Source organism: Bradyrhizobium erythrophlei, assembly GCF_900129425.1.
GTDB lineage: Bacteria > Pseudomonadota > Alphaproteobacteria > Rhizobiales > Xanthobacteraceae > Bradyrhizobium > Bradyrhizobium erythrophlei_C.
On sequence record NZ_LT670817.1, the window covers coordinates 1,815,848 to 1,841,572 of the forward strand.

At 59.3% G+C, this 25,725-nt stretch carries 23 protein-coding genes; 18 read left to right on the forward strand and 5 right to left on the reverse strand.

Annotated elements, in window-relative coordinates:
- Window positions 1-289: 289 nt before the first annotated feature.
- The 8 genes from B5527_RS08690 (at window position 290) to B5527_RS08735 (ending at window position 10,128) form a co-directional block, all read left to right on the forward strand.
- Window positions 290-688, forward strand: a complete 399-nt coding sequence (locus B5527_RS08690) for a DoxX family protein (protein ID WP_079600918.1) — start codon at window positions 290-292, stop codon at window positions 686-688.
- A gap of 40 nt (window positions 689-728) precedes the next feature.
- Entirely contained in the window at window positions 729-1,616 is an 888-nt protein-coding gene (locus tag B5527_RS08695; RefSeq protein WP_079600919.1) for a pirin family protein, read from the forward strand.
- A gap of 526 nt (window positions 1,617-2,142) precedes the next feature.
- A complete protein-coding gene (locus B5527_RS08705; protein ID WP_079600921.1) occupies window positions 2,143-3,102 on the forward strand; it encodes a LysR family transcriptional regulator in 960 nt (319 codons plus the stop codon).
- Between the two features lie 370 nt (window positions 3,103-3,472).
- The gene (locus B5527_RS08710) at window positions 3,473-5,218 is read left to right on the forward strand and encodes a CocE/NonD family hydrolase (protein WP_172842511.1); all 1,746 of its coding nucleotides are present in this window, start codon (window positions 3,473-3,475) and stop codon (window positions 5,216-5,218) included.
- 27 nt (window positions 5,219-5,245) lie between these two features.
- A complete protein-coding gene (locus B5527_RS08715; RefSeq protein ID WP_079600923.1) occupies window positions 5,246-6,034 on the forward strand; it encodes an enoyl-CoA hydratase/isomerase family protein in 789 nt (262 codons plus the stop codon).
- Window positions 6,035-6,241: 207 nt separating this feature from the next.
- Complete coding sequence (locus B5527_RS08720; RefSeq protein WP_079600924.1) at window positions 6,242-6,937, forward strand: TetR/AcrR family transcriptional regulator; 696 nt, start codon at window positions 6,242-6,244, stop codon at window positions 6,935-6,937.
- Between the two features lie 550 nt (window positions 6,938-7,487).
- Complete coding sequence (locus tag B5527_RS08730; RefSeq protein WP_079600926.1) at window positions 7,488-8,003, forward strand: hypothetical protein; 516 nt, start codon at window positions 7,488-7,490, stop codon at window positions 8,001-8,003.
- A 214-nt stretch (window positions 8,004-8,217) separates the two neighbouring features.
- Entirely contained in the window at window positions 8,218-10,128 is a 1,911-nt protein-coding gene (locus B5527_RS08735) for a potassium transporter Kup (RefSeq protein ID WP_079600927.1), read from the forward strand.
- A 229-nt stretch (window positions 10,129-10,357) separates the two neighbouring features.
- Here the strand turns inward: B5527_RS08735 and B5527_RS08740 are convergent, their stop codons facing one another.
- The gene (locus tag B5527_RS08740; protein WP_197689288.1) at window positions 10,358-11,104 is read right to left on the reverse strand and encodes a FadR/GntR family transcriptional regulator; all 747 of its coding nucleotides are present in this window, start codon (window positions 11,102-11,104) and stop codon (window positions 10,358-10,360) included.
- Between the two features lie 152 nt (window positions 11,105-11,256).
- On the opposite strand from B5527_RS08740, the gene B5527_RS08745 reads away from it, so the two are divergent.
- From B5527_RS08745 to B5527_RS47560, 7 genes are all read left to right on the forward strand, one after another.
- Complete coding sequence (locus B5527_RS08745) at window positions 11,257-12,618, forward strand: ABC transporter substrate-binding protein (protein WP_079600929.1); 1,362 nt, start codon at window positions 11,257-11,259, stop codon at window positions 12,616-12,618.
- Between the two features lie 35 nt (window positions 12,619-12,653).
- A complete protein-coding gene (locus B5527_RS45695; protein ID WP_197689289.1) occupies window positions 12,654-13,187 on the forward strand; it encodes a carbohydrate ABC transporter permease in 534 nt (177 codons plus the stop codon).
- Window positions 13,153-13,512 (forward strand): carbohydrate ABC transporter permease, encoded by a 360-nt coding sequence (locus B5527_RS45700; protein ID WP_197689329.1) that lies wholly within the window; start codon window positions 13,153-13,155, stop codon window positions 13,510-13,512. Before B5527_RS45695 ends, B5527_RS45700 begins: the two co-directional genes overlap by 35 nt.
- Window positions 13,509-14,336, forward strand: coding sequence for a carbohydrate ABC transporter permease (locus tag B5527_RS08755; protein WP_197689290.1), 828 nt, complete (start codon window positions 13,509-13,511; stop codon window positions 14,334-14,336). Before B5527_RS45700 ends, B5527_RS08755 begins: the two co-directional genes overlap by 4 nt.
- Window positions 14,337-14,338: 2 nt before the next feature.
- Window positions 14,339-15,130, forward strand: a complete 792-nt coding sequence (locus B5527_RS08760) for a shikimate dehydrogenase family protein (protein WP_079600930.1) — start codon at window positions 14,339-14,341, stop codon at window positions 15,128-15,130.
- Window positions 15,127-15,999 (forward strand): aldose 1-epimerase family protein, encoded by an 873-nt coding sequence (locus tag B5527_RS08765; RefSeq protein WP_079600931.1) that lies wholly within the window; start codon window positions 15,127-15,129, stop codon window positions 15,997-15,999. Before B5527_RS08760 ends, B5527_RS08765 begins: the two co-directional genes overlap by 4 nt.
- 473 nt (window positions 16,000-16,472) lie before the next feature.
- Window positions 16,473-16,634 carry a BA14K family protein gene (locus B5527_RS47560; RefSeq protein WP_425305092.1) on the forward strand — a complete coding sequence of 54 codons (162 nt, stop codon included), beginning with the start codon at window positions 16,473-16,475 and terminating at the stop codon, window positions 16,632-16,634.
- Window positions 16,635-17,045: 411 nt separating this feature from the next.
- On the opposite strand, the gene B5527_RS08775 is transcribed toward B5527_RS47560, so the two are convergent.
- Window positions 17,046-17,573 carry a zinc-binding dehydrogenase gene (locus B5527_RS08775; RefSeq protein ID WP_276329319.1) on the reverse strand — a complete coding sequence of 176 codons (528 nt, stop codon included), beginning with the start codon at window positions 17,571-17,573 and terminating at the stop codon, window positions 17,046-17,048.
- 44 nt (window positions 17,574-17,617) lie between these two features.
- Between B5527_RS08775 and B5527_RS45250 the strand changes: the two genes are divergently transcribed.
- From B5527_RS45250 to B5527_RS08785, 3 genes are all read left to right on the forward strand, one after another.
- Entirely contained in the window at window positions 17,618-17,767 is a 150-nt protein-coding gene (locus B5527_RS45250) for a hypothetical protein (RefSeq protein WP_172842513.1), read from the forward strand.
- Window positions 17,768-17,953: 186 nt separating this feature from the next.
- Window positions 17,954-21,139, forward strand: a complete 3,186-nt coding sequence (locus B5527_RS08780) for an efflux RND transporter permease subunit (protein WP_079600934.1) — start codon at window positions 17,954-17,956, stop codon at window positions 21,137-21,139.
- The gene (locus tag B5527_RS08785) at window positions 21,132-22,400 is read left to right on the forward strand and encodes an efflux RND transporter periplasmic adaptor subunit (RefSeq protein WP_154072109.1); all 1,269 of its coding nucleotides are present in this window, start codon (window positions 21,132-21,134) and stop codon (window positions 22,398-22,400) included. The genes B5527_RS08780 and B5527_RS08785 overlap by 8 nt, the downstream gene beginning before the upstream one ends.
- 129 nt (window positions 22,401-22,529) lie before the next feature.
- On the opposite strand, the gene B5527_RS08790 is transcribed toward B5527_RS08785, so the two are convergent.
- The 3 genes from B5527_RS08790 to B5527_RS08800 are packed head-to-tail and all read right to left on the reverse strand — an operon-like array spanning window position 22,530 to window position 25,643.
- Window positions 22,530-23,318, reverse strand: a complete 789-nt coding sequence (locus B5527_RS08790; RefSeq protein ID WP_079600936.1) for an ABC transporter ATP-binding protein — start codon at window positions 23,316-23,318, stop codon at window positions 22,530-22,532.
- On the reverse strand, window positions 23,312-24,313 hold the full coding sequence (locus B5527_RS45705) for an ABC transporter permease (protein ID WP_197689291.1): 1,002 nt from the start codon (window positions 24,311-24,313) through the stop codon (window positions 23,312-23,314). The genes B5527_RS08790 and B5527_RS45705 overlap by 7 nt, the downstream gene beginning before the upstream one ends.
- Window positions 24,314-24,350: 37 nt before the next feature.
- On the reverse strand, window positions 24,351-25,643 hold the full coding sequence (locus B5527_RS08800; RefSeq protein ID WP_245332550.1) for an ABC transporter substrate-binding protein: 1,293 nt from the start codon (window positions 25,641-25,643) through the stop codon (window positions 24,351-24,353).
- Window positions 25,644-25,725: the final 82 nt, after the last annotated feature.

Consider the following 25,725-nt stretch of genomic DNA (forward strand, 5'->3'; position numbering starts at 1 on the left):
TCAAAACGGCATCGCTATCGGACCCACCGCGCCCACGCTCAAGGTTCGACAAACCATCGTGACCACTTGAGGCGGATCACGTCCGAGAAGGCGTGAGCACCTCGCGGCATCGCGCCACCGGCGGATCTCTCGAGCACGGCCGTGCGGAAAACATCCATTACTCCGGGGTGCGGTGTCGACGACATATCGGAGAAACCGATGGATATCATCTGAATAAATCGGCTGTTGCCATGACGGCCGGCAGTTTAGGTTTTTGTCACTTTCAACCTCACACACAACGGAGTCCAACATGAGTGCAGCTTCCATCCAATCAAGCCGTCCCACGCGCCGCATCGGCGCTTGGACACTGCAGGGCATCATCGCGGCGGCTTTCCTTGCCGCCGGCTTCGCCAAACTGGCCGGCGTTCCTTTTATGGTGGAATTGTTCGAGCAGATCGGGCTCGGTCAGTGGTTCCGCGTCGCGACCGGCATCGTGGAAGTGACGGGCGCCGTCGCTCTGCTCGTTCCCGGCCTGGCTTCGATCGGCGCCCTGTGGCTCGGATTCACCATGGTCTGTGCCGTGGCAACCCATGTGTTCGTCCTGCACACCAATCCGGTCCCGGCGATCGTCCTTGGATTGCTCAATGCGGTGGTTGTCTACCTGCGGCGCGATGAGCTCGTTGCCTTGCTTCACCGGGTCAAGGGCTGAGCTTGAAATTCAGAGACAGCCAAACCTCAGGAGAACGAAAATGAAGACCGATGCAGTGTTCACGCGTCCGATACACGCTGAAGAGACTTCCCGGCAGATTGCTCTGCGTACGCGTGGACACTCGCATGGGCGCGTTACCCGACTGGTCAGTCCGGGCGACATTGGTGAATTGATTAAGCCGTTCGTCTTTCTCGATTACTTCGACGCCGATCCAGCGACTGCGCCAGAATTCGGCTTTCATCCCCATTCCGGAATTGCGACTCTAACCGTAATTCTGGCTGGGCAGGCTTTCTACAAGGAGACCACCGGCCGCGAAGGCGTCATCGAGACCGGCGGTGTTGAGTGGATGCGCGCCAGCAGTGGCGTTTGGCATACCGGCGGAATGTTCGGCAAGGAGCGGATTACGGGCTTTCAGCTCTGGGTCGCTATGCCGCCCGAGCTCGAACTTGCCGAACCTCAAAGCCAATATCTTGGCGCTTCCGACTTCCATTTTGCCGGTCCCGCGAGGGTCATCGCGGGCGAATACGACGGTGTGAAAAGCATTGTTGAGTCGCCTTCTGGCATCACTTACCTCGATGTGCGCCTCAAGGCCGGAGAGCGCTGGATCTTTCACCCGACCAAGGGGCACGATGTCGCTTGGATCGCATCGCACCAAGGGATCTTGACAACGCCGGAGCAGGTATCGATGGGCGAAGTCGCCGTGTTCGAGGAGGGCGATCAGGCGATCGAGTTTGAAGCGCTCTCCGATGCCGGCTTCATTCTCGGCTCTGCGGTCAAGCACCCTTACGACCTCGTGACCGGGCGCTACTCCGTGCATACCAATGCGGATTCCTTACGCATTGGGGAGAGCAACATCACCGATATTGGCCGCCGGCTACACAATCAGGGTGTCTTGGGAGCGCAAGACACTGAGGACCGGAGAGATTAGCCTAGTCGTAGACTCACTATGGAGGAAAGCGATGTTTGGATCAGATGGAGTTCAGCTTTTTCGACGTATGGCCGGAGCCCGGGAGTGCCGGGACAGGTCCGATAGACGCTTGCCGCTCCGATCGGAACACTTCCCGGTCGAGGCAAGAGAACGCGAGATCGTCACGCAGCATGGCGTCGTTATCGCGGTAGCAGCCGATCCCGCGATGAGCGAGGAGATAGCTCGGCGCTTAAACGAAAGCGATTGGAGCGGCCAAGAGGATCAATGGGCGCTCTGACCAGAGCCGGAGGCCTGCTCCTTGTTGAGGGGCTCTCGTCGGGCAGGCGAGAGCTGCCTCGAGCCGAAACGAGCACCTTGCGTCGACGAATCGTACCTTTTCCCCGCCTTGCAAAGGTGAGGGCCTTGGTAGTTCGCAAGCTAGAAAGGGCTTACGAGTCGAATTGCGCGACCTCAATGGTTGATATGACCCGCCAATGGGGCAGTATATCATTCGTTTTAGCATCGGTTTGGTCGATAGGTAGGTTCCATGCTCGACGCCGTCTCTCTCGATCAACTGCGTACGTTCATCGCCGCGGTCGATGAAGGAAGCTTTTCTGCCGCCTCCCGCAAGTTGCTGCGCTCGCAGTCTGTGGTGAGTGAGACAATCAGCAATCTTGAGGAACAGATTGGCGTGCAGTTGTTCGACCGCTCTGGCCGCTATCCCAAACTCACTCCAGCGGGATTGGCCATTCTGGGCGATGCTCGCAGCATCATCACCGGGGTCGACTTGCTGAAGGCCCGGGCGAAGGGCATGTCGGTCGGCCTGGAGCCGGAATTGTCCGTGGTGATTGACGTCTTCTATCCGATCGACGCGATTACTCGGGTGGCCAAGGAGTTCCGGGAGAAATACCCTGGAGTGTCGCTCCGCATCTATGTCGAGGCGCTCGGAGGAGCCATCAAACCCGTGCTTGACGGCCGTTGTAGCATCGGCGTCATCGGATCACTGCCGGTGATTCCAGATTCGCTGACCTATGAGCGGTTGCCCGGTATCGCGTTTCTCATGGTTGCTGCCCGCGATCATGCACTGACGTCCTACCGAGGCAAAATCCCCAAGGAAGTTCTCGGAAAACATACTCAGATCGTTCTCACCGACAGGTCGGAGCTATCCTTGGGACGCGAATTCGGCGTCATGTCGCCTGCGACCTGGCGGCTTGCCGACCTCTTCGCCAAGCATCATTTTTTGCTCAAGGGTCTAGGTTGGGGCGGAATGCCATTGCATGCCGTGCGCAAGGATTTGGAAGAGGGACGCCTTTCTGCGCTGCCTATCGAGGACGTGCCTCCGGATGGTTTGATTCTAGCGATGTCGGCAGTGTGGCAGACCAAGTCACCGCCTGGCCCCGCCGGCCGATGGTTTGTCGATCGCCTGAAGCAGATTCCGGTGGAAACGGGCAAAGTGCCGAAACCGCCGGGCGCCAGGAAGAAGGCGAGACGGTCTGCGAAAACTTAGCCGAACGCCGGTGTCCCTATCGCGAGAAGCGACGGATACGGGAGCTTCCCACGACGCCTCAACGCGTGAAGGCATCGCTTTCCTAATGATCCCCACAGTTCGAAGGCTCCGCGCGGCCGGCTGGCCAGGGAAGGCTGGGTAGGCTTCCCGCGGCGCTCGAGGCCGCCCTCGGTCAGGCCCTGCCGGCAGCAACTTTCCTACCAGTAGGACATGCCGTCCCATGCGCGGTTCAAAAAGGATAAAATTAAACTTTACGAACGTAAAGTAAAATGGCATAGTCCGTACGGTCGGGCGGAGGATACTTGGCTTGTCACCTTCTCGACATCGTCAAACGTCGACCGAAAGCGTCGCGAAAAGCCGGGGTGAAATGATGATCGAGGAAAGGGACATCAGCGTCGCCGTGAGGGATGGCACGCGGCTCGCCGTCGACGTTTACCGCCCGGATGCGCCAGGCAAATACCCCGTGCTGTACGCTTCAGCCCTGCACAACAAGGACATCCAGGGTCCTGACATCGCGGATATCTTACCGCCGCAACCGGCGCACGCTCCGCTCTGGTTCGGCCCCATCGAGGCGGGCGACACACGACGCTTCATCGCCAACGGATATGTCCATGTGATCGCCCAGCCGAGGGGCTCTGCCAAATCGGAAGGACACTACGGCCACGAGGATACCGACCACTACGATCTGATCGAATGGATCACACAACAGCCCTGGTCAGACGGTAAGGTCGGAATGGTTGGCATCTCCGGCTATGCGGGCGAACAATGGCGCGCCGCCGCGCAGGGACATCCAGCGCTGAAAGCCATCTTTCCCTACGACGCCTGCAGCGCGTATGGCGGCATGTTCGGATTCCGCGACTTCAATCCCGGCGGGGTCTTGCACACCTTTCCTTATTTGCTCGACGTCTTCAGCACGGTTCATGAGTCGCGTGACCGGCCCGCAGAACTTCCCGCCGCGGACGAAGAACTCTGGCGCCGGGCCATGCGGAACCCGGATTACAAGCAATACATCAACCTCTACAACATTCTTACCCAGAAGGGGCAGCGGACGTTCATCATGTATCTCATGATGACGCATCCCTGGGAGTTCGACGGCACTGTCGAGCGCGCGGAAGAGACCTTCAAGAAAATCAAAATACCATTCTATACCGGCTCAGGAGCCTACGCCTACACTTACAAGCTCCATTGGCTCGGCGCACAGCACTACTTTCAGAATGTCGATGCGCCAAAGAAGTTGCTGTTTACCGGGCCGGCTCACCTGGAGCGGCCATTCCATCAATACCACGACGAGATCATCCGCTGGTATGACCATTGGCTGAAAGGGCAGGACACCGGCATCATGGACGAACCACCGGTGCGCTACTGGCTGATGGGGGCCAACGAGTGGCGGACCGGAGCGAATTGGCCGCTGCCGGAGACGCAGTGGACCAAATACTACCTCTCCCATTGGGAGACGCTGTCGACCGAGCCGCCGCGAGCAGCCTCAGAGCTTGGCGCTGCGGCGCGCGAGCCTGATGTCTTCACGCAGATGCCGCTGACGCGGACGACGAAGGTCGAGCGGCTGCGCTACATGACAGATCCCTTGCCGCATGATGTCACCGTCGCAGGCCCAATCACGCTGACGCTGCACGCGGCGATCGATCAGGACGACACCAATTGGATCATCGTGCTCAAGGATGTTGGGCCCGACGTGTCGGTTCGTACAGCGCGCGAGGGCGAACGGGATGTGCCGTCTTCCTTGCCCGAACGTGAACTGACGCGAGGCTGGCTGAAAGCATCATATCGGGCACTCGATGAAAAGCGTTCGAAGCCCTGGGAGCCATTCCACAAGCTCACGCAGGACTCAATCGCTCCGGTCAAACCAGGCGAAGTGGTCGAGTATCGGATACAGATCCTCGCCACGGCGAATCAATTCAAAGCGGGTCATCGGATCTGTGTCGACATCACATCCTTGGATGTGCCCACAGGCACCGGGGCGATGACCAATGTCGAGTACATCCCGTACCACGTCTGCAGCAGCAAGACGGTCACCCACAAGATCTACCGTGACGCGGAACGGCCGTCACATTTGCTGCTGCCGATCATCCCTGAGCTCACCAACCGGCGTCCATTCTGACCTCTGCATGAAGGAGCACGTGTTGCAATGACAACGATCCGATTTGAACGAGACGGTGCCATCGGAAATATCGTGTTGGCGAATCCCCCCTTCAACCGGCTCGACCTGCGTTTCGCGGAAGCCTTGCGAGCCGCCGTGCACCAGGCCAGCGAAAGCGACATACGCGTGCTTGTTGTTCGATCGGAGGGGCCGCACTTCAGCTTCGGCGGCGAGGTCCGTGAATGGCCCGGAAAGGATGCCAACTGGTTCAGGACATTCGTCGCTGACGTGAACGCCGCCTATCGCGCCATCGAAATGTTGAAGATTCCGACGGTAGCTGTGGTGAAGGGGATTGCCTTCGGCGGCGGTTTCGAACTGGCGCTGGCTTGCGATTTTCTGGTCGCAGCCGACAATGCGACCCTTCGCTGCGTCGAAGTTACGACAGCGATGCTGCCGATCGCCGGAGCCTTGCAGCGGATCGCTGAGCGCGCCGGTCGGGCTCGCGCATCGCGTCTCGCCATGCTTGGGGAGCCGATTTCCGGGCGCGAAGCTGGTGCGCTCGGAATTGCGACGCATGTGGTGCCTGAGAACGAGCTTTCGGCGACCGCGTCTGCATTGGCCCGACAGCTGGCGACGGGGCCGACCAGATCGTACGCAGCGACGCGTACGCTGCTCAAGGCGTGGTCGAGCGGAGGGATCGCCGCCGCGGACCTTATCATGCTCGACGTCGCGATGGAACTCTACAACGGTGCCGATGCGCAGCGCGGCTTTGCGAATACGGCGGAGGCCTTCAACAAGGACATCGAACCGCCAACGCTCGTCTTTGAGGGAAAATGAGCCGGCCTCGAAAGTTTGGTGAGCGCTGGCGGTCAAATATGACTTTGGGCTTGCCGATGAGCGAGAGTCGATTCGAGCAAAAGTCGAGAAACTCCGCCGTCAAGGTCGATAGCTCTAGGCGATCGATTACGCGGCAACCTGTGATAAACTCATGAAGAGCTATTCAAACACTGCGCGTGGCGTTCGGTTGGGAGCTACGAAGGCCAAATGCCGAAGAAAACGAGGCTGACTACTGGGCACCGCAAGCGCCCACGCAAGAGAGCCGAACAACAGCGTTCGATCGAGACGCGAGCCGCAATCCTCAATGCCACGATCGCGGAGTTTGCCGAGCGAGGATTCCAAGGAGCGAGCATTCGCGCTATCGCCGATCGGCTCGGCCTGCAACATCCGCTGATCACCTACCACTATCGCAGCAAGGACATTCTCTGGCGGGCCGCAGCGGAGCATGCCTTCGCACAAATACGGTCCGAGTGGGACATTTTGGCACCCGAAGGATCTGAATTGTCACCGCTGGCGCGGCTACGCCAGGAGTACACGACTCTTTTCCGGTATACCGTTGCGTTTCCTGAATTTCATCGGTTCATGCGCCAGGAAGCCTTGACGAATAATCCGCGGCTGAAATGGGTGGCGGAAACGGTCTTGGCTCCGCTTCTGGCGCGATTGCTGCCTCAGATCATTGAGGCTCAGAAACGAGGTCTCCTACCCGCAGTCGATCCGATTCTTTTCCACTATATGATGGTCAGCCTTACCGCCGCGCTTTCGGAATTCGGCCCTGAAATGCAAGTTACGAGCGGATTGTCATCCGAGGACACGAAGGTCGTCGAAGCGTATTGGCGTCTGGTTGACGAGACGGTCTTCGGACAGGAGCCGAGGGCCGATCGCGCAAAGGCAAGGACGCGCTGAGGACTTTTTTGTTTGCCCGACGGGGCAAGCGGGCGATTTTGCAGCGCATTTGGCTTAGGGATGCGCGATTCCGATTTCAGTCCCCGAATACCGAGGGGACCACCGCGATCGAGGACTTTAGAGGATCAGTAACGGGTTCTACTCCCCAGCCGTCAATACCTCCGTACCGCGCGCCCGGTCGTGACCGCGTGCCTGGTCGTGCGCCGCGCAACCCCGGCAGCGCTGCGGGGCGTCGCCGGCCGGCCCGACCCGCGCTTCAGCCTGCGAGACGATGGTGCTGGACTGCCAGGCGGTCGGCACCACGTCTGCCGAGAACACAACGAACAATGAGAACAGGATCACTACGCCACGGGTCAGTCAAAAGCCGATTTTTGGTCATGTATTCCTCTTTTTGTTGAAGTATCGATCCCGGTGGTGTGGTCGCCGGGACGGCGTCTGAGATCGGCGGCTGCGACAGCGCCAAGCCGCCCTGACACGTATTGTTCCGACGTGTCCTTTTATCGGGTTGGAACCCATTAATCCCCTTCGTATTGACTCAGCGGAGGATTTCATGGCCCGCGTCTGGAACACACCCGTTTTCATCTTGGCCACAGTGTATTTCGTCGTAGACGGGATGTTTTCTCACGTCACGCAGCCCATAACGGTATGGCTTGCCAACAAAAAGCTTTTCGAGCGAGTGCGACTCTGGGTGATCTCTTTGGGGCCTTATCCATCGCTCGCACTTTTTGCCGTGCCAGTCATCATCCTTGAGCCGGCAAAGCCCTTGGCGGGGTATTTGTTGGGAACCGGTCATTTCTTCGCTGGCGCCGTCACCTTCATCACGGCGGAAGTTTTGAAGCTTACACTCGTCGAGCGGCTGTTTCAGCTTAACCGAGAGAAGCTCCTGTCGATTGCGGCCTTCGCTTGGGGATATCAATATTGGCGTCACATGATGGACGTGATCGAATCGATGGAAATTTGGAGGGCTTCACGAAGACTGGCGGCCGATGCCGCACGGATGTTTCGGGCCAGATGGATTCAATATAAGCGCGTCCATAGATCCTCTCGATTTCACTATCACCCGTAGCACGACTCACGTGGCCAGGCGGGCGACCTCACTCACTCGGGCAATAATCATAAGTCCCTGTCGATTGCTCACCGCCATATCCCCTCCTGTGTGTGCCGAAAACTCAAAACCGGACGTAATGATGGTGAACCCGCAGATCAACCGACATCGCCGCTAGCAATTCGCGTCGGCCGGATGCAGACTGTGCAGCGAAAAATGCTGATCGGGGGAAACAATGACTGTTCCTCACCCGGGTGAAGTGGCACACACCAAAGGTCTTCCGATTGCCGCCACACTGGGCGCGCTCGGCGTCGTCTATGGCGACATCGGCACAAGTCCTCTCTATGCGCTGAAGGAAGCGGCCAAGGCGGCCACCCATGGCGGCCCGCTCACCCATGAGGCGATCCTCGGAGTGGTGTCGCTGATCCTCTGGGCGCTGGTCCTGATTATTTCAGTTAAATATGCGCTGCTTATTTTGCGCGCCGACAACCGCGGCGAAGGCGGGATCGTTGCGTTGCTGGCGCTGCTCTCTGCCAGGAATGCGCGGCCCGGAACGTGGCGCGCGCAACTCCTGATCGTCGGCCTCGTTGGTGCGGCGTTGCTTTATGGTGACGGCGCCATCACGCCGGCCATCTCCGTGCTCAGCGCCGTTGAAGGCCTGAAGGTCGATGCGCCGTCGCTGGCGCCTGCCGTGATGCCACTCACCGTCATCATCCTGATCGGGCTTTTCGTCGTGCAACGGAAAGGCACCGGCTTCATCGGCAATATATTCGGGCCGGTGATGCTCGGTTGGTTTTTCGTGATTGCATTGCTGGGCATCTACGGCATCGTCCGAGCTCCCGATGTCCTCGCCGCCGTGAGCCCGCTTTATGCCTTCAATTTTCTGATCCACCAGGATTTTCACATCAGCTTCGCCATTCTCGGCGCCGCCTTTCTCGCCGTGACCGGCGGCGAAGCCATGTATGCCGATATGGGACACTTTGGTCAGGTGCCAATCCGGCTTGCATGGTTTGCGGTTGCCCTGCCTGCCCTCGTGCTCAACTACTTCGGACAGGCCGCGCTGCTGATCACTGACGCGAGCACGCTCGAGAGTCCATTCTATCAGCTTGCGCCAGACTGGGCGCACTACCCGCTTGTTGCTTTCGCAACCGTTGCGACGGTGATCGCCTCGCAGGCGATTATCTCAGGCGTGTTTTCGCTGACGCAGCAGGCGATCCAGCTCGGCTTCCTGCCGCGCATGCAGATTTGGCACACGACCAGTCACACGATCGGCCAGATTTATGTGCCCGTTGTGAACTGGCTGCTTGCGGTGGCGACGCTGGGCGCCGTGATTGGCTTCGGCACATCCGACGCGCTCGCGGGCGCCTATGGAATCGCGGTGTCACTGCTGATGGCGATCACTACGCTGCTTGCGGCGCTGGTCGCACTGCAATGGGGCTACCATCCGATCGTCGTCATCCCGGTCAACGGCTTCTTTTTTATCATCGACCTCATCTTCTTTGCGGCGAATTCGACCAAACTGTTTGAGGGCGGCTGGTTTCCGCTTGCGCTCGCGGGCGCCGTTGCATTCCTGATGCTGACCTGGCGAAGCGGCGCCAGGCTTGTCGAAAGGGCCCGTAGCAATTTGCGTCAGCCGGAAGCAGACCTGATCGAGACCGCCACCAGCGGATGCCCGGCGCGACTACCCGGTACCGCCGTGTTTCTTGCATCCGCGGCCAATGGCGTGCCGCTCGCGCTGACGCAATTCATCCGGCACAATCACGTGATGCACGAGCGTATTATACTCCTCACTGTCCTTATCGAGGAGACGCCGCGTATCGCCGACGAGAACCGGGTGGAAGTGATTGAAGTGATCAAGGGAATTACACGCGTCATTCTCCACTTCGGCTTCATGGAAAGCAACATCACGATCGCAGCAGGATTGCAGGCCGCCTGCGATCAAGGAAAAATATGCGGCATCGATCCTGCAAATATCACTTATTATGTTGGCCGCGAGACGATCATCCCGAGTGACGAAGTCGTGGGCATGGCAGTCTGGCGCGAGACTCTCTTCGCATTTCTGCAGCACAACGCCAAAGGCTCCGCAACCTTCTTCGGCGTGCCCGCGAGACAAGTGGTCGAATTTGGCACTGAGATCGAGATTTGAGAGCTTTGGCGAAAACGATCAGACAACCGATCGGCGTTCATTGCCCGGCAAAGAAGTTGGCCTTGCTTGATCCCTCGATATGGCAAGCGTCTTCCTGGAACTCTCCCTCGATGACCGAGAAGGAATGAGTAGAAAACTATCCAGCTCTTGGCTGAATAAAAATCAAGGCTAAGCTTTGCGACCGGGTGTGAGACAATTTTATCCGAACTAAAGTGTCCGCCGTAAGCCTTTACTTCGACGCCATCATCACCGCAATATGCTCAGCCTTTCGGCGCGACAAGGCTGTGACGATGTTGCGCTCGGTCAATTCCATCAGTCTGTGCATCGCGCGCCGGGCGCCGTCGGGATTGCGAGCCCAGATTTCGTCGAGAATGGCGCGGTGATAGGGTAAGCTCTTGCGCGGCGCACCGGGATTAAGGGTAGATAGTTCGAAAGACATGCGTAGCGCGGCCTCGACGGTTGCACCGAAGGCGACCAGGAAGTCATTGCCTGTCGCAGTGAGGATACCGCGGTGGAAGCGAAGGTCCGGTTCGGAATAGGCGCGGCTGTCCATGCCGGCCGCATCCATCTCGCGATAGGCCCTCTCGATCCGGGCAAGGTCGGCATCGGAGCCGCGTTCGGCACATAAAGCGCAGGCTTCGGGCTCCACGATCCGGCGTACCTGAAGCAATTGCTGGGCGAAATCCTCGATCGGGCGCAACGCCCAAGTCCATTCCAGCAACTCCGCGTCCAGCATGTTCCAGTTGACGCGCTCGCGAACATGCGTGCCGGCTTTTTGCCTGGCTGCAATCAGGCCCTTGGCTTTGAGGATGGACAACGACTCCCGGATCGAGGTGCGGCTGACATCGAATTGCGAGGCGAGCTCGATTTCGCGAGGCAACGTCGATCCCTCATGCCAGACGCCCGTCACGATCAGTCGCGCGATTTCGCGGGCGACGTGGTTATTGGACGGACCGAAGTCATCTGCTTTCGGCAATTTCCGATCCTCACAAAAAAGAATATTGTCTGCTTTATTGCGGTGCGATGTCAAATCACGCCCAAAATCCGATTGATCGTTGGGTATCCGGCTTTTGACAGCCCATTTTATGTCGGTCATATTATTGAAAATTCGATAGAGAGGATGTCCGAATGAGCAGCAACAAATCGCTCGATCTTGCACCCATCGTCAGCCGCCGAAAGCTGCTACAGGTAAGTGCAGCCGCACTCGGCGCCGCTGCGTTTCCGATGCCTGCAATTGCGCAGGCAAAACCCTTTGCAGGCGTGACGCTGCACGGCGCTTCCTTCCAGCATCGCTTCTTCACGTTGCTGCAGAACTATATCCCTGAGTTTGAGCAGCAGACGGGCATGAAGGTCGATCTGCAGCTCTCGGCTTTCCCTGTCTACAACCAGCAGGCAAATCTGGAATTGTCGTCCGGCGGCTCGGCCTATGATTTCGTCAACGTGACATTCTTTCTCGCCGCGCGATGGGTGGCGGCCGGGCTTCTCGCCAATCTGGATGAGCTCACCTCTGATCCAAATCTCACGCCCCCGGACTGGAATCCGAAGGACTTCGTCGATGGCGCACAGGTACCTTACCGCGACGCCAAGGGCACGACCTACGGCTATTCCTGGGAAGGCGGCGCCATGGTGATGGGCTTGTCGCGCATGGATTTGATGGAGAAGAAGGGGCTCAAGATACCGAAGACGTTCGCCGAATTGCAGCAGGTTTGCGCCGAGATCAATGGCACCGGCAATGTCAACGGCATCGTCAGCTTCCAGCTTCATCACTGGTGCCTGCCGCCCTACATCCAGGGTTTTGGCGGCAATGTTTTCCGCAATCCGCCAGCCGACATCATGCCGACACTGAATACACCGGAAGCGATCCAGGCGGTCGAATATTATGCGACGCTCCTGAAGAGCGCGCCACGCGGCGTCCTCACCTACACCGAAGACCAGGCGCGCCAGTCGCTGCTGACGGGGCGCTCCAACATCTTCATTCATTCCAGCTCCTGGATCACGCCGACGCTGCTCTCGGATGAAAGCAAGGTGAAGGACACCGCACGCATCGTCCGGATGCCCGCCGGCCCTGTGCACGATTTTCCAGCCTCGAACAGCCAGGGGCTCGGCATTCCCAAAAACGCCAGGAACAGGAAAGCGGCGTGGGAGTTCATCAAGTGGGCGCTCAGCCCGGAAATCTCGATGCGTTTGTTCAAAGAGCACGGCCACTCGTCGGTGTGCCGCCGGTCCGTGATCGAAAGCGAGACCTATCGCAAGCTGAACACGGTCAACGGCCAGGATCTCGGCGCGCTCTATCTCGAAGTGCTGGAGCTTCCGGCCAAGGGCGAAAATTACATGGCCTATCGCACGGTGAAGGAATTCCCCGTGGTCGGCGATGTCATCAACAAGGCCGTCGAGCAGGTCGTGACGGGACAGCTCACCGGCGCTGCCGCCATGAATGCCGCGCAGGAACAGGCAGTCGCCAATTTGCGCCGTTCCGGAACCGCGCTTTGAGCGAAACGGGAATTGACGCGGAGCGACGAAGTTTTGTGCGCTGGGCGCTGGCGCCAAGTTTGATCGTTCTCTTCGCGATTGCTGCGCTGCCGGCGTTTTACTTGCTGGTGACCAGCCTGACGCCGTTTCAACTGGTCAATCCCGGCTCCTCGACCGATTTCACCGCGCCGTTGCGGAATTACCGCCTGCTTCCGGGGGATCCGCGCTTCGTCAATTCGCTGCTCGTGCAGGCGAAGCTGTCCTTCTGGGGCGTGCTGTTTCAGGTGCTGCTGGGCACGCTGCTCGCGCTGCTGCTTCATACGCAGTCGCGCTTTGTCGAATTCGTCCGTACCTTTTTCCTGATTCCAATAGTGCTGCCGCCGATCGTGGTGGCCGTGATCTGGAAATTGATTTACACGCCCGACATCAGCCCGATCTACTACGCCGCAAGCCTGCTCAATATCACGATGCCATCGCTGACCTCCAGCGTCGATTTTGCTCTGACGTTCAATCATCATTGCCGACACCTGGGAGTGGCTGCCCTTTACCTTCCTGATGGTGCTGGCGGCGCTGCAAACCATTCCCGATGAATATTCCGAGGCTGCGCTGGTCGACGGCGCCAACAAGCTCCAGATATTTTACTACGTCACACTTCCCTTCATCACGCCTATCCTGGTGATCTCGGCGATGTTCCGCCTGATCGACAGCGTCAAAGCGTTTCCGCTTGTCTTCCTGCTGACAGGCGGCGGGCCCGGAAGCGTCACGGAGGTGACCAACTACTATGCCTACTTATTGGCGTTCGATTTCAACGAGATCGGCTATTCCAGCGCGGTGACGATCGTGATGCTACTCCTCGTCGTTGCGGTCAGCCTGGGCGTGATGTGGATGGGCCGTCATCGGGAGGCGATGAATTGAGCGGGAATTCCGGTCGCGGCCCTGGGCGGGGAAGGCTCGTCGCGATCGGCGTGACGCTGGTTGTGCTGCTTTCCCCGTTCCTCTGGTTGTTGCAGATGAGCTTCAAGACCAACGACATGATACTGCAGTTCCCGCCGCTCTTGATCTTCAAGCCGACGCTGGAGAATTACACCTCGCTCTGGCACAGCGCGTTTTCTGCCTCGTTCGTCAACAGTCTGCTGAGCGCGTCGCTCTCCACCGCGCTCGCACTTCTGCTCGGAGTGCCGGCAGCCTACGCGTTATCGCGATGGGCCGGGCGGGGAAAGCATGCGCTGGGATTTGCCATTCTCGTGACCAGAATGGCGCCGCCCATCGCATTCACCATTCCGTTCTTCCTGTTTTATCGCTGGATCGGTCTGCTCGACACGGTCACCGGACTGGTCCTGGTCTATACCAGCTTCAACCTTCCGCTCGTGATCTGGATGATGCAGCCTTTCTTCGATACGGTGCCGCGGTCGCTGGAGGAGGCGGCCTTGGTCGATGGTGCCCGAACCCGTACTGTGTTCCTGCATATCGTGCTGCCAATGGTTGCGCCAGGTATCGCCGCCACCGCAATCCTTTGTTTCCTCTATGCTTGGAACGATTTCTTCTTCGCGCTGATCCTCACCCGCACCAACGCGCGCACGGCGCCGGTCGCCGTCGTGAATTTTATGAACTATGAAGGGTGGGAGTGGGGCAAGATCGCTGCCGGCGGATCGCTCGTGATGGCGCCGGTCCTGATCTTTTCCCTCGCGGTACGCCGTTATCTGGTGAGCGGGCTGACGGCCGGCGCTGTAAAGGGCTAGACATGCGGCTTCCGACTGGCGCCTCGCGCTTCGTTTTCATCCTCGCCCATCCGGCCGGGCACGTCAGCGCGCCGCGTTATTATTCGCCGTATTTCCGGGAAAGCGGGCTCGACTGGCACATGGTGCCGCTTGACATCGCGCCGGAGCATCTCGCGGAGACAATAAGGACGCTCGCGAATTCGCGCAGTGTCGCTGGATTCAACCTCACCATGCCTCACAAGCCGGCCGCGTTTGCGCTTTGCGATACGGCGGGACCCGCCGCAGAATTTGAAGGTGTCGTCAACACCATCCGGATCGAAGGCGATGGACGGCTGGTCGGCGAATCCTTCGACGGGCGCGGATTTATGGACGCCGCCCGCGAGGCCGGCGTTTTCGATTCCGGCCGCCGCTGCGTCGTCATCGGAGCGGGTGGCGCAGGCCGCGCGATTTGCCACGCGCTTGCCGCAGCCGGCGCAAAAAGCATCGGCATTCTCAACGAAACGCCCGGGCCGGTTGAAATTTTGGCGTCGAAACTACGCGGCCAGTTTCCCAATCTTGAAATCAGCCTTCAGGAGAGGTTCGACGACACCGGTCTGCTCGTCAACGCGACGTCGCTGGGACTTAACGCGACAGACGCCATGCCGACGGATCCGGCAAAGCTGCCGAGAGATTGCGCTGTGTTCGACATCATTGCCGGGCGCAGGACCGAATTCATGGAGGCCTGCGCCGCCCGCGGCCTCCGGGTAGTCGACGGTGTTGCTATGATCAAACACCAGCTTCCGCTCCAAACCGCGTTCTGGCGAGGTGAGACATGAACATTGACCACCATAGACTGCGCAATAAGGAGATCGCTGCGACCGTCTTGGCGCATGGTGCTGAATTGTGTTCCTTGACGGATGCTCAAGGATTTGAACTGCTCTGGCAGGCCGGGCCGGAATGGCCGCGCCACGCGCCTTTGCTGTTTCCGATCGTCGGCCGCCTGAAGAACGACGAACTGCATCATCGGGGAAAAGCCTATCCGATGGCACAACACGGTTTTGCGCGCGACCATCGGTTTGACTGGGTATCGCGCGAGTCGACGTCCTGTAAGCTGGTCCTTAACGATAATGCCGAAACGCGCATACGCTATCCCTTTCCGTTTCGGCTGGAGGTCAATTACACGTTGAAAGGCGCCGGACTGGATATAACCCTCGACGTTACCAATACGGGTAACGAGATGCTCCCGGCGTCAATTGGCGCTCATCCGGCGTTTCATTGGCCATTGCTGCCAGGGTTGGCCAAGGAAGCTTACAAGCTCATTTTCTCAAACGAAGAGTCTGCACCGGTCCGTCGACTGAAGGACGGATTGATGCGCCCGATGTCGGAGCCGACACCCATACGCGGCGACACGCTCTCGCTTTCGGAAAAGCTTTTCGATGATGACGCGATTATTCTGGACCAACTTGCAAGTTCAGCCGTTAGCTACGCAGCCGATCACGGTCCATCCATCGACGTTTCTTGGCAGGGATTTCGTGAACTCGGTGTCTGGTCGAAACCCGGCGGCGCTCGGTTTCTCTGCGTCGAACCCTGGCACGGATTTGCAAGTCCGTCGGAATTTGACGGAGAGTTCATCGACAAGCCTGGGTTGATGCACATCTCTCCCGCGCAAAAGCGATCGGTAAATTACCGCATCCGTATTGGCTAATTTGGGCAGGCCCGAACGGCGATTTGCTCCATTGCGTCCGAAGTTGGCACCTTTGAGACATGCCGACGGGCGCTGAGGATGTCCGGAGTTGGGGCAGACCGGAAGCGATCCGCCGACGCTCAAAATGACGCTTTTGACTCGGACAGGACCTCGGCAGGTCGTCGGGTTAAACGCGAATTTACTAGCTCTCCCTTGTCTCATCCTTACGTTCGGGTCGTTGCGCTCCGGTTGCATGACTTTTGCCGCGCGTTCGAGCTGTGCAGCAAAGCATGTGGCATCCCGGTTACCGGGGCGACAATGCGGGTGCCGCGCCAGGGCGGCGGCCCCAACCGCTTGCGGCATATCATATATGGAGAAACGCAATGTCGAGACTTAGTATTGTAGGGGCGACGGCCGTGTTACTCGCGTTAGCAGTTGGAACCCCGACCTTCGCCGTGGAGCTCCGCGGCGTCGATGGCCACCGTGGCGGTGCGATGCACTTCGGCAGCGGCGGGCTCGGCGGTGCTCAAGCAAGGCATCGGCTCCGTGGTATCCAGAAGGCGTCAGCACGCTATTGCGCCGAGCGTTGGGCGTACTACAACCCGGTGTCCGGGAAGTATATGGGCGACGATGGTGAGTGGCATGCTTGCCGATGAAAGCAAAAAAGAGCGGCTCAAGCCGCTCTTTTTTTATGCTCGACGCTTTCCATGCTCGACAAACGGCCTGAGTAGATTGAAAGCTCCAAGCTTCACATCCTTCGGGCGTTTTCTCGCTTGGCCGCCTGGTTGGCGGGCTTGAACGAGCTGAGATGATGCGATGGCCGTTGAGCACTTCTGCTTATGCCACTTTTCGGACATGGCTGCGATGGCGGACGACTTCCGCTGTCGGGGGGGGGGGGACAGCGGAAGTCGTCGCTCGATTCGTTTTCATCATCGAGGGGTTGCTCGCTCCTTGGTCGCAAGTCCGAAAATACTTCGAACGTAGGTGATGATTGTCAGACCGCTCTTGGCGCAAAGCGGCCGTTCGCACGGCGTTCGATTGATGCCGCACTTAGATGAAACATCGGCTCAAAGGGTAACGACGACCTTGCCGAATTGGCCGCTGTTCTCCAGATAGCGCTGCACTTCCACCATATCGTCGAACTTGAATGTACGATCGATGATCGGCTTGAGAGCGCCACTCGTGAGGCCGTTGATGACGTACTCAACTGCGGCCTTCCGGCGTGCTTCGTCGCCGGCTACCAGTCGGATGCTGTATCCCTTGACGGTTGGCATCTTCCGGATCGTCCCCAGCACAGGGATCGGAGCGTCACCCTCGCTCAGTGCGCTGCAGATGTGGCGATGCCCTGATTGGTCAATGCGGCGATCAGCTTGGTAAAGTGCGGGTCCGCCTACGGGATCGAAAGCAACGCGCGTGCCGTTGTCGCTCGTGATGCGCATCACTTCGACGACCATGTCTTGCTCCTGGGTCGCAACGACATGTGCTGCGCCGGCCCTCCTGCAGCCATCTTCCGGCGAGAGTGTTCCTGTTCGGTCACCTCTCGATAACGTGAATATATGATGTCTATCATTCGATTGATTTACGAATACGTGCAACTAGTTCAACGGTCGTTCAATTTCTGATGAGGAGAACTCCGGTGATGAAACAGACCAAACATTCAATCAAGTCTCATCGCTTTGAACTCGTGCACGGCGAAGATGCCGACTTTATCGCCTATCAACGGAAGTTTGGCGATGGCCTTTGGCAGACGGTTTCAACATGGATGATCCCGCGGACTGAGTATCGGTAGCCGACCGCGCCCAGGGCGCTCGAGGTCACGTTAAGCGCGGAAGATTACGACACAGAGTTGGCTGAACGCTGCGGCCCGATCAATCCTGCGTTGCCCGCCAACGCGCTCGTTCCAGTTCCGGCGCAATAGCTTAGCTCAGGGCTGATCTGCATATTCCGGAACATCCGCGAGATAAGGAACTCGGGTATGGGCGTTGTCCGATTTGCGTTGAAATTTCCATATACTTTCTACGGGCTCGCCGCACTAATTCTGTTTCTCGGTGTCTTGGCGATTGTCGTCATGCCGGTCGATATCTTCCCGGAGATCAACATTCCGGTCGTCACTGTCATCTGGCAGTACACAGGTCTAAGCACGCCGGAGATGGAGCAGCGCGTCACCACATACAGCCAATACGCGATCAGTACGAGCGTAAATGGCATCAAGAATATGGAAGCGCAGACGCTGAATGGCATTTCCGTACAGAAGATCTTCTTTCAACCGGACGTCAATATCGACCTAGCTATTGCACAGATCGTTTCGGCTACGAACTACATTCGTGTGCTCATGCCAACCGGAATCCAAGCGCCAATAGTCGTGAACTACAATGCGTCAAGCATACCGGTCCTGCAGCTCAGCCTGGCTTCCGACAATCTCAACGAACAGAAGCTCTACGATTACGGCTACTATCGCCTGCGTCAACAGCTGGCTCCGGTCCATGGCGTCACGTTCCCGACCCCGGATGGAGGAAAATATCGGCAGATCATGGTCGATATCGACCAAACAAAGCTTCAGGCCAGGGGCTTGACGCCGACGGACGTCGTGAACGCGATCAGCGCGCAGAACCTGACACTGCCGTCAGGCTTGGCCAAGATTGGAGACAGGCAATACACGGTTCGCACCAATGCGATGCCCGCGACCATCGAAGAACTGAACAATATCCCCATAAAGTTCGTGAATGGAGCAACGGTATTTGTGAGGGATGTCGGCCAGGTCCGCGATGCCTGGGCAGTACAGCAAAATATCGTCCGAAAAAATGGCCAACGCGCTGTCTTGCTGAGCGTCATCAAGAACGGCAATGCTTCGACGCTCAGCGTCGTGAACGGGGTTCGGAAAGCTCTGCAGACGGCACGCGCGGACGCACCTCCCGGCCTGACCATCGATGAACTGTTCGATCAAGCCAAACTCGTCTCGGCGTCGGTCGCGAGCGTGGTCCGGGAGGGGGCTATCGCGGTTGGGCTTACCTCGCTGATGATCCTGCTGTTTCTCGGGTCATGGCGGTCGACGCTGATCGTCATGATTTCGATTCCGCTGTCGATCCTGACATCCATCGTCGTGCTCTATTTTCTTGGCCACACGATCAATACCATGACACTCGGCGGGATGGCGTTGGCGATCGGCATCTTGGTCGACGATTCGACGGTAACTATCGAAAATACTCATCGGCTGCGCACTGAAGAGGGAATGAGCCCGGCCGCGGCGACACTTCACGGGTCGGCCGGTATTGCCGTCCCAACCTTGGTCTCGACGCTCGCCATCAGTTGTGTGTTTACATCGGTGGTGTTCCTCGAGGGGCCGGCCAAATTTCTGTTCACGCCTCTCGGGCTCGCCGTGGTGTTCGCGATGCTGGCGTCCTATGCCCTGTCGAGGACGTTGACGCCGATCCTCATAGGCTTGCTGCTGAAAGGCGAGCACCACGACGAAACCGGCAGTTCGATGGGCTGGTTCGCGTCGCTGCACCGCAGTTTCGAGCGTGGCTTCGAACACTTTCGCGTAAGCTATATCGACGTGCTCATCCTGATGCTCGCGCGACGGTTCATTGTCCCGCTTGCTGCCGTCCTCATGCTCGCGTTGGGAATCGTGATGCTAACGCTCATCGGGCGTGATTTCTTTCCAGCAATCGACGGAGGACAGATCAAGCTCCACGTTCGCGCACCTGCCGCCACCCGGATCGACGCGACCGAAGGCATTTTCCAGGCCGTCGAGGACAAGATTCGAGAGGTAATTCCCGAGCGAGAACGAGACCTCATTGTGGACGATATCGGGTTACCGCAACGTGTGTACAACCTTGCATTCACCGACGGCTCAACAATTGGCCCCAATGACGGCGTGATCCTGGTGGCCCTTACGAAGGAGCACGCGCCGACGGCCGGGTACGTCCACAAGTTGCGCGAGGTGCTGGCGGCCGAATTTCCCGAAGAAACGTTCTATTTCCAGCCTGCAGACATGGTCACCCAAATTCTCAATTTCGGGCTGCCGGCGCAGATCGATGTTCGGACAGTTGGCCGCGACCGCGCGAACAACCTGCGCGTAGCGCAGGAACTGCGGCGCCGCATTGCTGCTATTCCCGGAATTGTTGACGCGCATCTTCAACAGGAGATCGATGCTCCGGCATTCATGGCCGCGATTGATCGTGCGCGTGCTCTGCAGTTCGGGCTAAGCCCGCAGAGTATCGCCAACGACGTCAATATAAGCCTGAGCTCTTCCGAGCAGGTTACGCCGAACTTCTGGACCGATCCGGCAGCGGGAATTCCGTACTACATTACGGTCCAGACGCCGGAGCGTCAGGTGAGTTCCCTAAACGAACTTGGCAACACGCCAGTTTCTACGAACATCGCCTCTGGAGGCCCGCCGGTACCAGGACTGCTGAGCAACGTTGCCAACTTAAGACGTGACAGCGTCCCGACCAACTTGAATCAGACGAACATCCAGCCAGCCTACGAAGTGTACGCCAGCGTGCAGGGCCGCGACCTCGGCGGCGTCTCCGAGGAGATCAACAAGTTCATTCCGGAAATGCAAAAACAGCTCAAGCCAGGCAACTCGATTGCGGTTCTCGGCCAAATCCAGAGCATGCATGATTCCTTCAGGGATCTGGGGCTCGGACTGTTGTTCGCCACCGTGCTCGTCTATCTGCTCATGCTCGTGAATTACCAGAATTTAGGCGATCCGTTCGTCGTGATCCTGGCCCTTCCTGCAACGCTGTGCGGAATCGTCACCATGCTATTTATCACCGGCACGAGCTTGAGTGTGCCCTCCCTGATGGGCGCGATCATGGCCGTCGGCGTTGCCTCGGCCAATTCCATTCTGCTCGTCACGTTCGCGCGGGAACAGCAGCTCGCCGGCAAGACGGCGTTTCAGGCCGCGATCGATGCGGGACATACCCGGATTCGGCCCGTCCTGATGACGGCATCGGCCATGGTCGTCGGCATGATCCCGATGGCGATCGGCGGCGCCGGCGAGGAACAGAATGCAGCGCTGGCGCGCGCGGTGATTGGCGGCCTGCTGTTCGCGACGCCAACGACCCTGCTGATCGTCCCTTATCTGTTTGCCATGCTGAGAAGCCGCAACGACGGCAAACCAGCTAATGGCGTGTTCGAGGAACTTCCCAATGAATGACACCTGCAATCGTCAGCGCGAACCGGCCGTCGGTCGCAAATCCGAAAAAGCGCCGAACGATTGCCCGGATACTCAGCGCCGCTGGAGCCGCCTTCTGTTCGGGGGCGCCGCTTTCTTGCTGCTCGCCGCGGGCCTGGCTTTCGGCACATCGCGCTCCTATTCGCAGCAGCGGGAGGTCATAGCGACCGCCGATCACGCTCGCGAGTTCGTACCGAGCGTTCGTGTCGCGACCGTAGGGGCGAGCCCCGGCAATATCGTCGTCACGTTGCCGGCAACGACGGCCGCGTTCGCGGACGCGAACATTTATGCTCGCGCCACCGGCTATATCGGAAAGCGAAACGTTGACATCGGCGATCATGTCAAACAAGGCGAACTGCTGGTCGAGCTTGGAGTACCCGAGCTCGACGACCAGATTGCGCAGAACGAGTCCACCCTCGAGCAGCTCAAGGCCGCAGTGCAGCAGGCCGAAGCCAACTCGACGCTCGCGCAAGCGACCTGGGGCCGCGATAAACCCTTGCTCAGGGATGGATGGGTGACGGGCCACCAAGGCGATATCGACCTCCAAACCGTCAAGGCGGATGAAGCCGCGGTCAGCGTTGCGCAAGCGAATGTCGTCGCGCAGGAGCGCCTGCTTCGGGTGCTGCATCAGAACCGGGCCTATGCCTCGGTTGTTGCACCGTTCGACGGCATCATCACCCAGCGCAACGTTGATGTCGGCTCGTTGGTGCAGGGAAACGCAAACACCGGCACTTTCATGTTCGAGATCATGCAGAAGGACGTGATCCGTGTGCGGGTCTATGTGCCGCAGGACGCGGCGTTCGGCGTTGCGCCGGGCGTTGAGGCGATAGTGCGCGTTCCCGAAATCCCGGGTCGCACGTTCCGCGGCGAGGTGACACGGATCGCCGAAGCGCTGCAGACCGGCACTAGGACGCTGCTGACCGAGATCGACATTTCGAATCCCGACGGCGCGCTACAGCCTGGCACCTACTGCACTGTCGATCTCAACATACTGAGGAAGACGCCATCGTTTCTGGTGCCGGCCGATGCGACGATTTTCAATCAGAACGGAATGCAGGTGGCCGTGGTCAAAGATGGTACCGCCCATATCCACAAGGTGTCGGTGATGCGCGATTTCGGAACGCAGGTGGAAGTGGACGACGGGGTCGAACAAGGCGACTTGGTGATCATCAATCCGCCCATTGCCCTTAGCGAGGGCAGCAAAGTACGGGCTCGCGCGGAGCCCGCCGTACCAAGAACGTAGGCGCGGCAGGCCCGACGATCCGCCTGCTTGTCCGTGTCCGCTGGGTATCGCCGACGTTTGAACGTGGCCCGATGCCGCCAGCTTTCAATAAGGAGAAAAAGCACGCCAATGGCCCAACCTCCCCGATCCTTACCAGGTGGCGCCGAGACCGAGATGCGCGAGCACCTGATGGCGAAGCTCGGCCAGATGCGGGTCGCCCCGGTGGCGGGGATACGGCCTGGCGTTCGCGATTTCCGCCTTGATGTGTGCCGGACGCTGGCTCAACACGATAACCCGGCCGGCAAGGAACAACGCCTCTTCCACATCATGGGTCACGAGCAGCGCGGTGAAGCCAGCGCGCTGCCACAGTGACACGAGTTCGCCCTGCATCGTGATCCGCGTCAGTGAGTCGAGCTGGCCCAAAGGCTCGTCGAGAATGAGCAGCTTCGGGTCGTTGACCAGCGCGCGCGCCAGAGCCGCGCGTTGCGCCATGCCGCCGGAAAGCTGGTGCGGGTAGGCATTGGCGAAGCCTGTGAGCCCGACCAGGCGCAACGCGTCTTCGATGCGTCCGCGATGGGTGCGCAGCAACCCGCGTGCTTCCAGTCCGAGCGCAACGTTGCTCCACACCGTCCGCCATGGATAAAGCGTGGGGTCCTGAAAAACGACGACGCGCGACGGATCCGGTGCTTCGATCTCCCTTCCCTCCGTCAGCAGGGAGCCGGCGGTCGGAGTTTCGAGCCCCGCGACCAGCCGCAGCAAGGTCGATTTTCCGCACCCACTCGGCCCCAGGAGAGCGACGAACTCGCCGCGGCCGACCTGCAGGCTGACGCGGTCCAATACCGGCAGCGGCTGTCCTTCCAGGTCGAAGCGATGGCTCACTTCGCGGAGCGTCAGCGTCGTTCCGCGGACCGGGTAGTCGCTTGCGGTCGCCGCTACCACCGCACCAGACCCTTCTGCCAGGATAGCAGGCGGTCGCGCAAGCGGAACAGCAGCGTGATCAATCCGGAGCACAAGAACGCCATGAGCAGTAGCGCGGCGTACATATTGGCGTAGGCCGCCCAACCCTGCGCCCATTGCAGATACCAGCCGAGCCCCGCCTTCACGCCTAGCATTTCGGCTACGACGAGAACCGCAAACGAGTTGCCGAGCCCCATGAACAGGCCAACAAAAACATGCGGCATTGCCGCCGGAATGGCAACCTTGAGCACGAGGAAGCGCTGGCTTGCCCCCAATGTCCGCGCAATATCGTAATAGGCGCTGTTCACGCCGGCGACACCCGACCAGGTGAGCACCGTGACCGGAAACCCGGTGGCGAGCGCAATCAGGAAAATGCTGGCGCTGAAGCTCGACGGGAATACGAAAAATGCGAGCGGCAGCCAGGCCGTCGCTGGCAGCGGCCCGATGAACCGCAAAATCGGGTGGATCCAATAACCGGCGAGCCGCGACCAGCCGATCGCCACGCCAGTCACGAACCCGACCGCCGCACCGATAAAATAACCGGTCGCGAGCAGACGAGCTGAGGCCAAGGTGCCCGCAGCCAGCCGTCCCCAGTCGTCGACTACGACTTCGACAATGGCCTGTGGCGGCGGAAAAAACGGCAACGGCAGCAATCCGAGCTTTGCGGTGACGGCCTCCCAGGCAGCCAAAAACAGCGCGAGCGCGACCAGCCACGGAGAAAGCCGCTGGAGACGTTGGAAAACAGTAAAACGAACGCCGGCAAAGGCCGCCAAGGCAAGGGCAACGGCCAATGCTCCGCACGCAGCGGCGAGGTTGCCGGTGTAGGCCCAATCGCTTTCGAGCTTATCCGGCCAGAACGCGGTGAGCGCGGCGACCATAGACCACGCGGCGGCCGCAGACAGCCCGCCGATTAACGACCGAGTGGCTGACCGTGCAAAAAAAACCGAAACCCGGTTTCTGTGGCCTCGATACTTCATCGACGACCGAGCTCACTGCAGATCTTTGCCGATCGGCTCAGCTTAGAACGTCAAGATAAATCCGCTCGGCGAACTTGGCGGTGTCGGTGTTTCGCTTGATGACGTTCACCGCCTTGAGTTCCTCGGTGTAGAGTAAAAGTTGCTTCTTGAGCGCCGCTCCGACGGGATGATTGTGGTGAGTATGGCTGCGATACATGGTGGCGAGATCCTCCACGGATCCTCTCCCGCCGTAGCTCGAATAGATCGCTGCGGCGTCTGCGGGATCGCTGGCAATTCGGTCTGCCGCCTCCAGTATCGATCGTGTCAGAGCGGCCGCCACCGGTAATTCGCTTCGGGTGAGGCTGCCACGTATCGCGAGAATGCAGCAGGTGCGGTCGGCGAATTCATCCGTCAAGTTCGTCGCGATCTCGTTGAGCTTGCCTTCCTTGAGCCAAAGATAGGGCAGCGGATCGATCTCGGCCAGCGCCTGCACTTCGCCCTTGTCGACGGCAAGCGCGAGCAGATTGGCCGGATACTGGCGCCACTCTACCTCTTGGGTCGGATCGATGCCCTTTTTGGCGAGGAAGATCGAAAAGAAGTTCTTCGCTGGGCTCGCCTGATCGCTAATACCGATAGCCTTGCCGCGCAGGGACTCCAGGCTGTCAATATTCGCAGCCTTGGAGCCGAGGAGCCGGATGCAGCCGCCGTGCACGCCGGCGGTGATCCGAACGTCGAAACCTTGCTCCAGCGGCTTGAGCCAGCGCAGGGCCAACCCCAAACCGGCATCCGTCTTGCCAGTCGCGATCCCCTCCAACAGCTGGTCGGTCGAACCGCCGAAATTGACGAAATCGACATCGAGGTTGTGCTTGGCGAAGATACCCCGTTCCTTTGCGACCGGCGCAGCGAGCGTGCAGGCCGCGTTCGCGTTCCAGGCGAGTTTGAGCTGGCGGGGCGGCCCCTGCAGCTCTTCGCTGTTCGCCGCGGTGCGGCAAATAAGAGGCTCGCCAGGAATATATGCCAGCGATCCAGCCCCGGATGCCGTCAGCGCGCGAGCCGCTCCGAAGATCCCAAACGGCGCCGTGGCCCCGAGGGCGCCGACCAAGGTGAGCACCGAGCGGCGGGAGAAGGCGCGCCGCTTCGCTTCGGGTAGACCTTTCGTCAAGCTGTTGCCGATGTTGCGCGTTTCCATGATGTCGCTCTCCAAAGTCGCGTATCGGCCGTGCCGAGCGCGGCGATACTCAAACCAATCTTGCTTGCAACTGTCATGATACTCCTCCCCGGTTTTCCGAAGGGAGTGCAGCGAGTCGACCCGCTCCCTGCACAATCGAGCGCTATCCGCGCCCGCGCGCATTGCGGATGCCCACGAAGAGACCGGCACAAAAGGATTGTCGGTTTAAGAGAGTGTGATGCCTGCCGACGGCATTTCGCTGCCA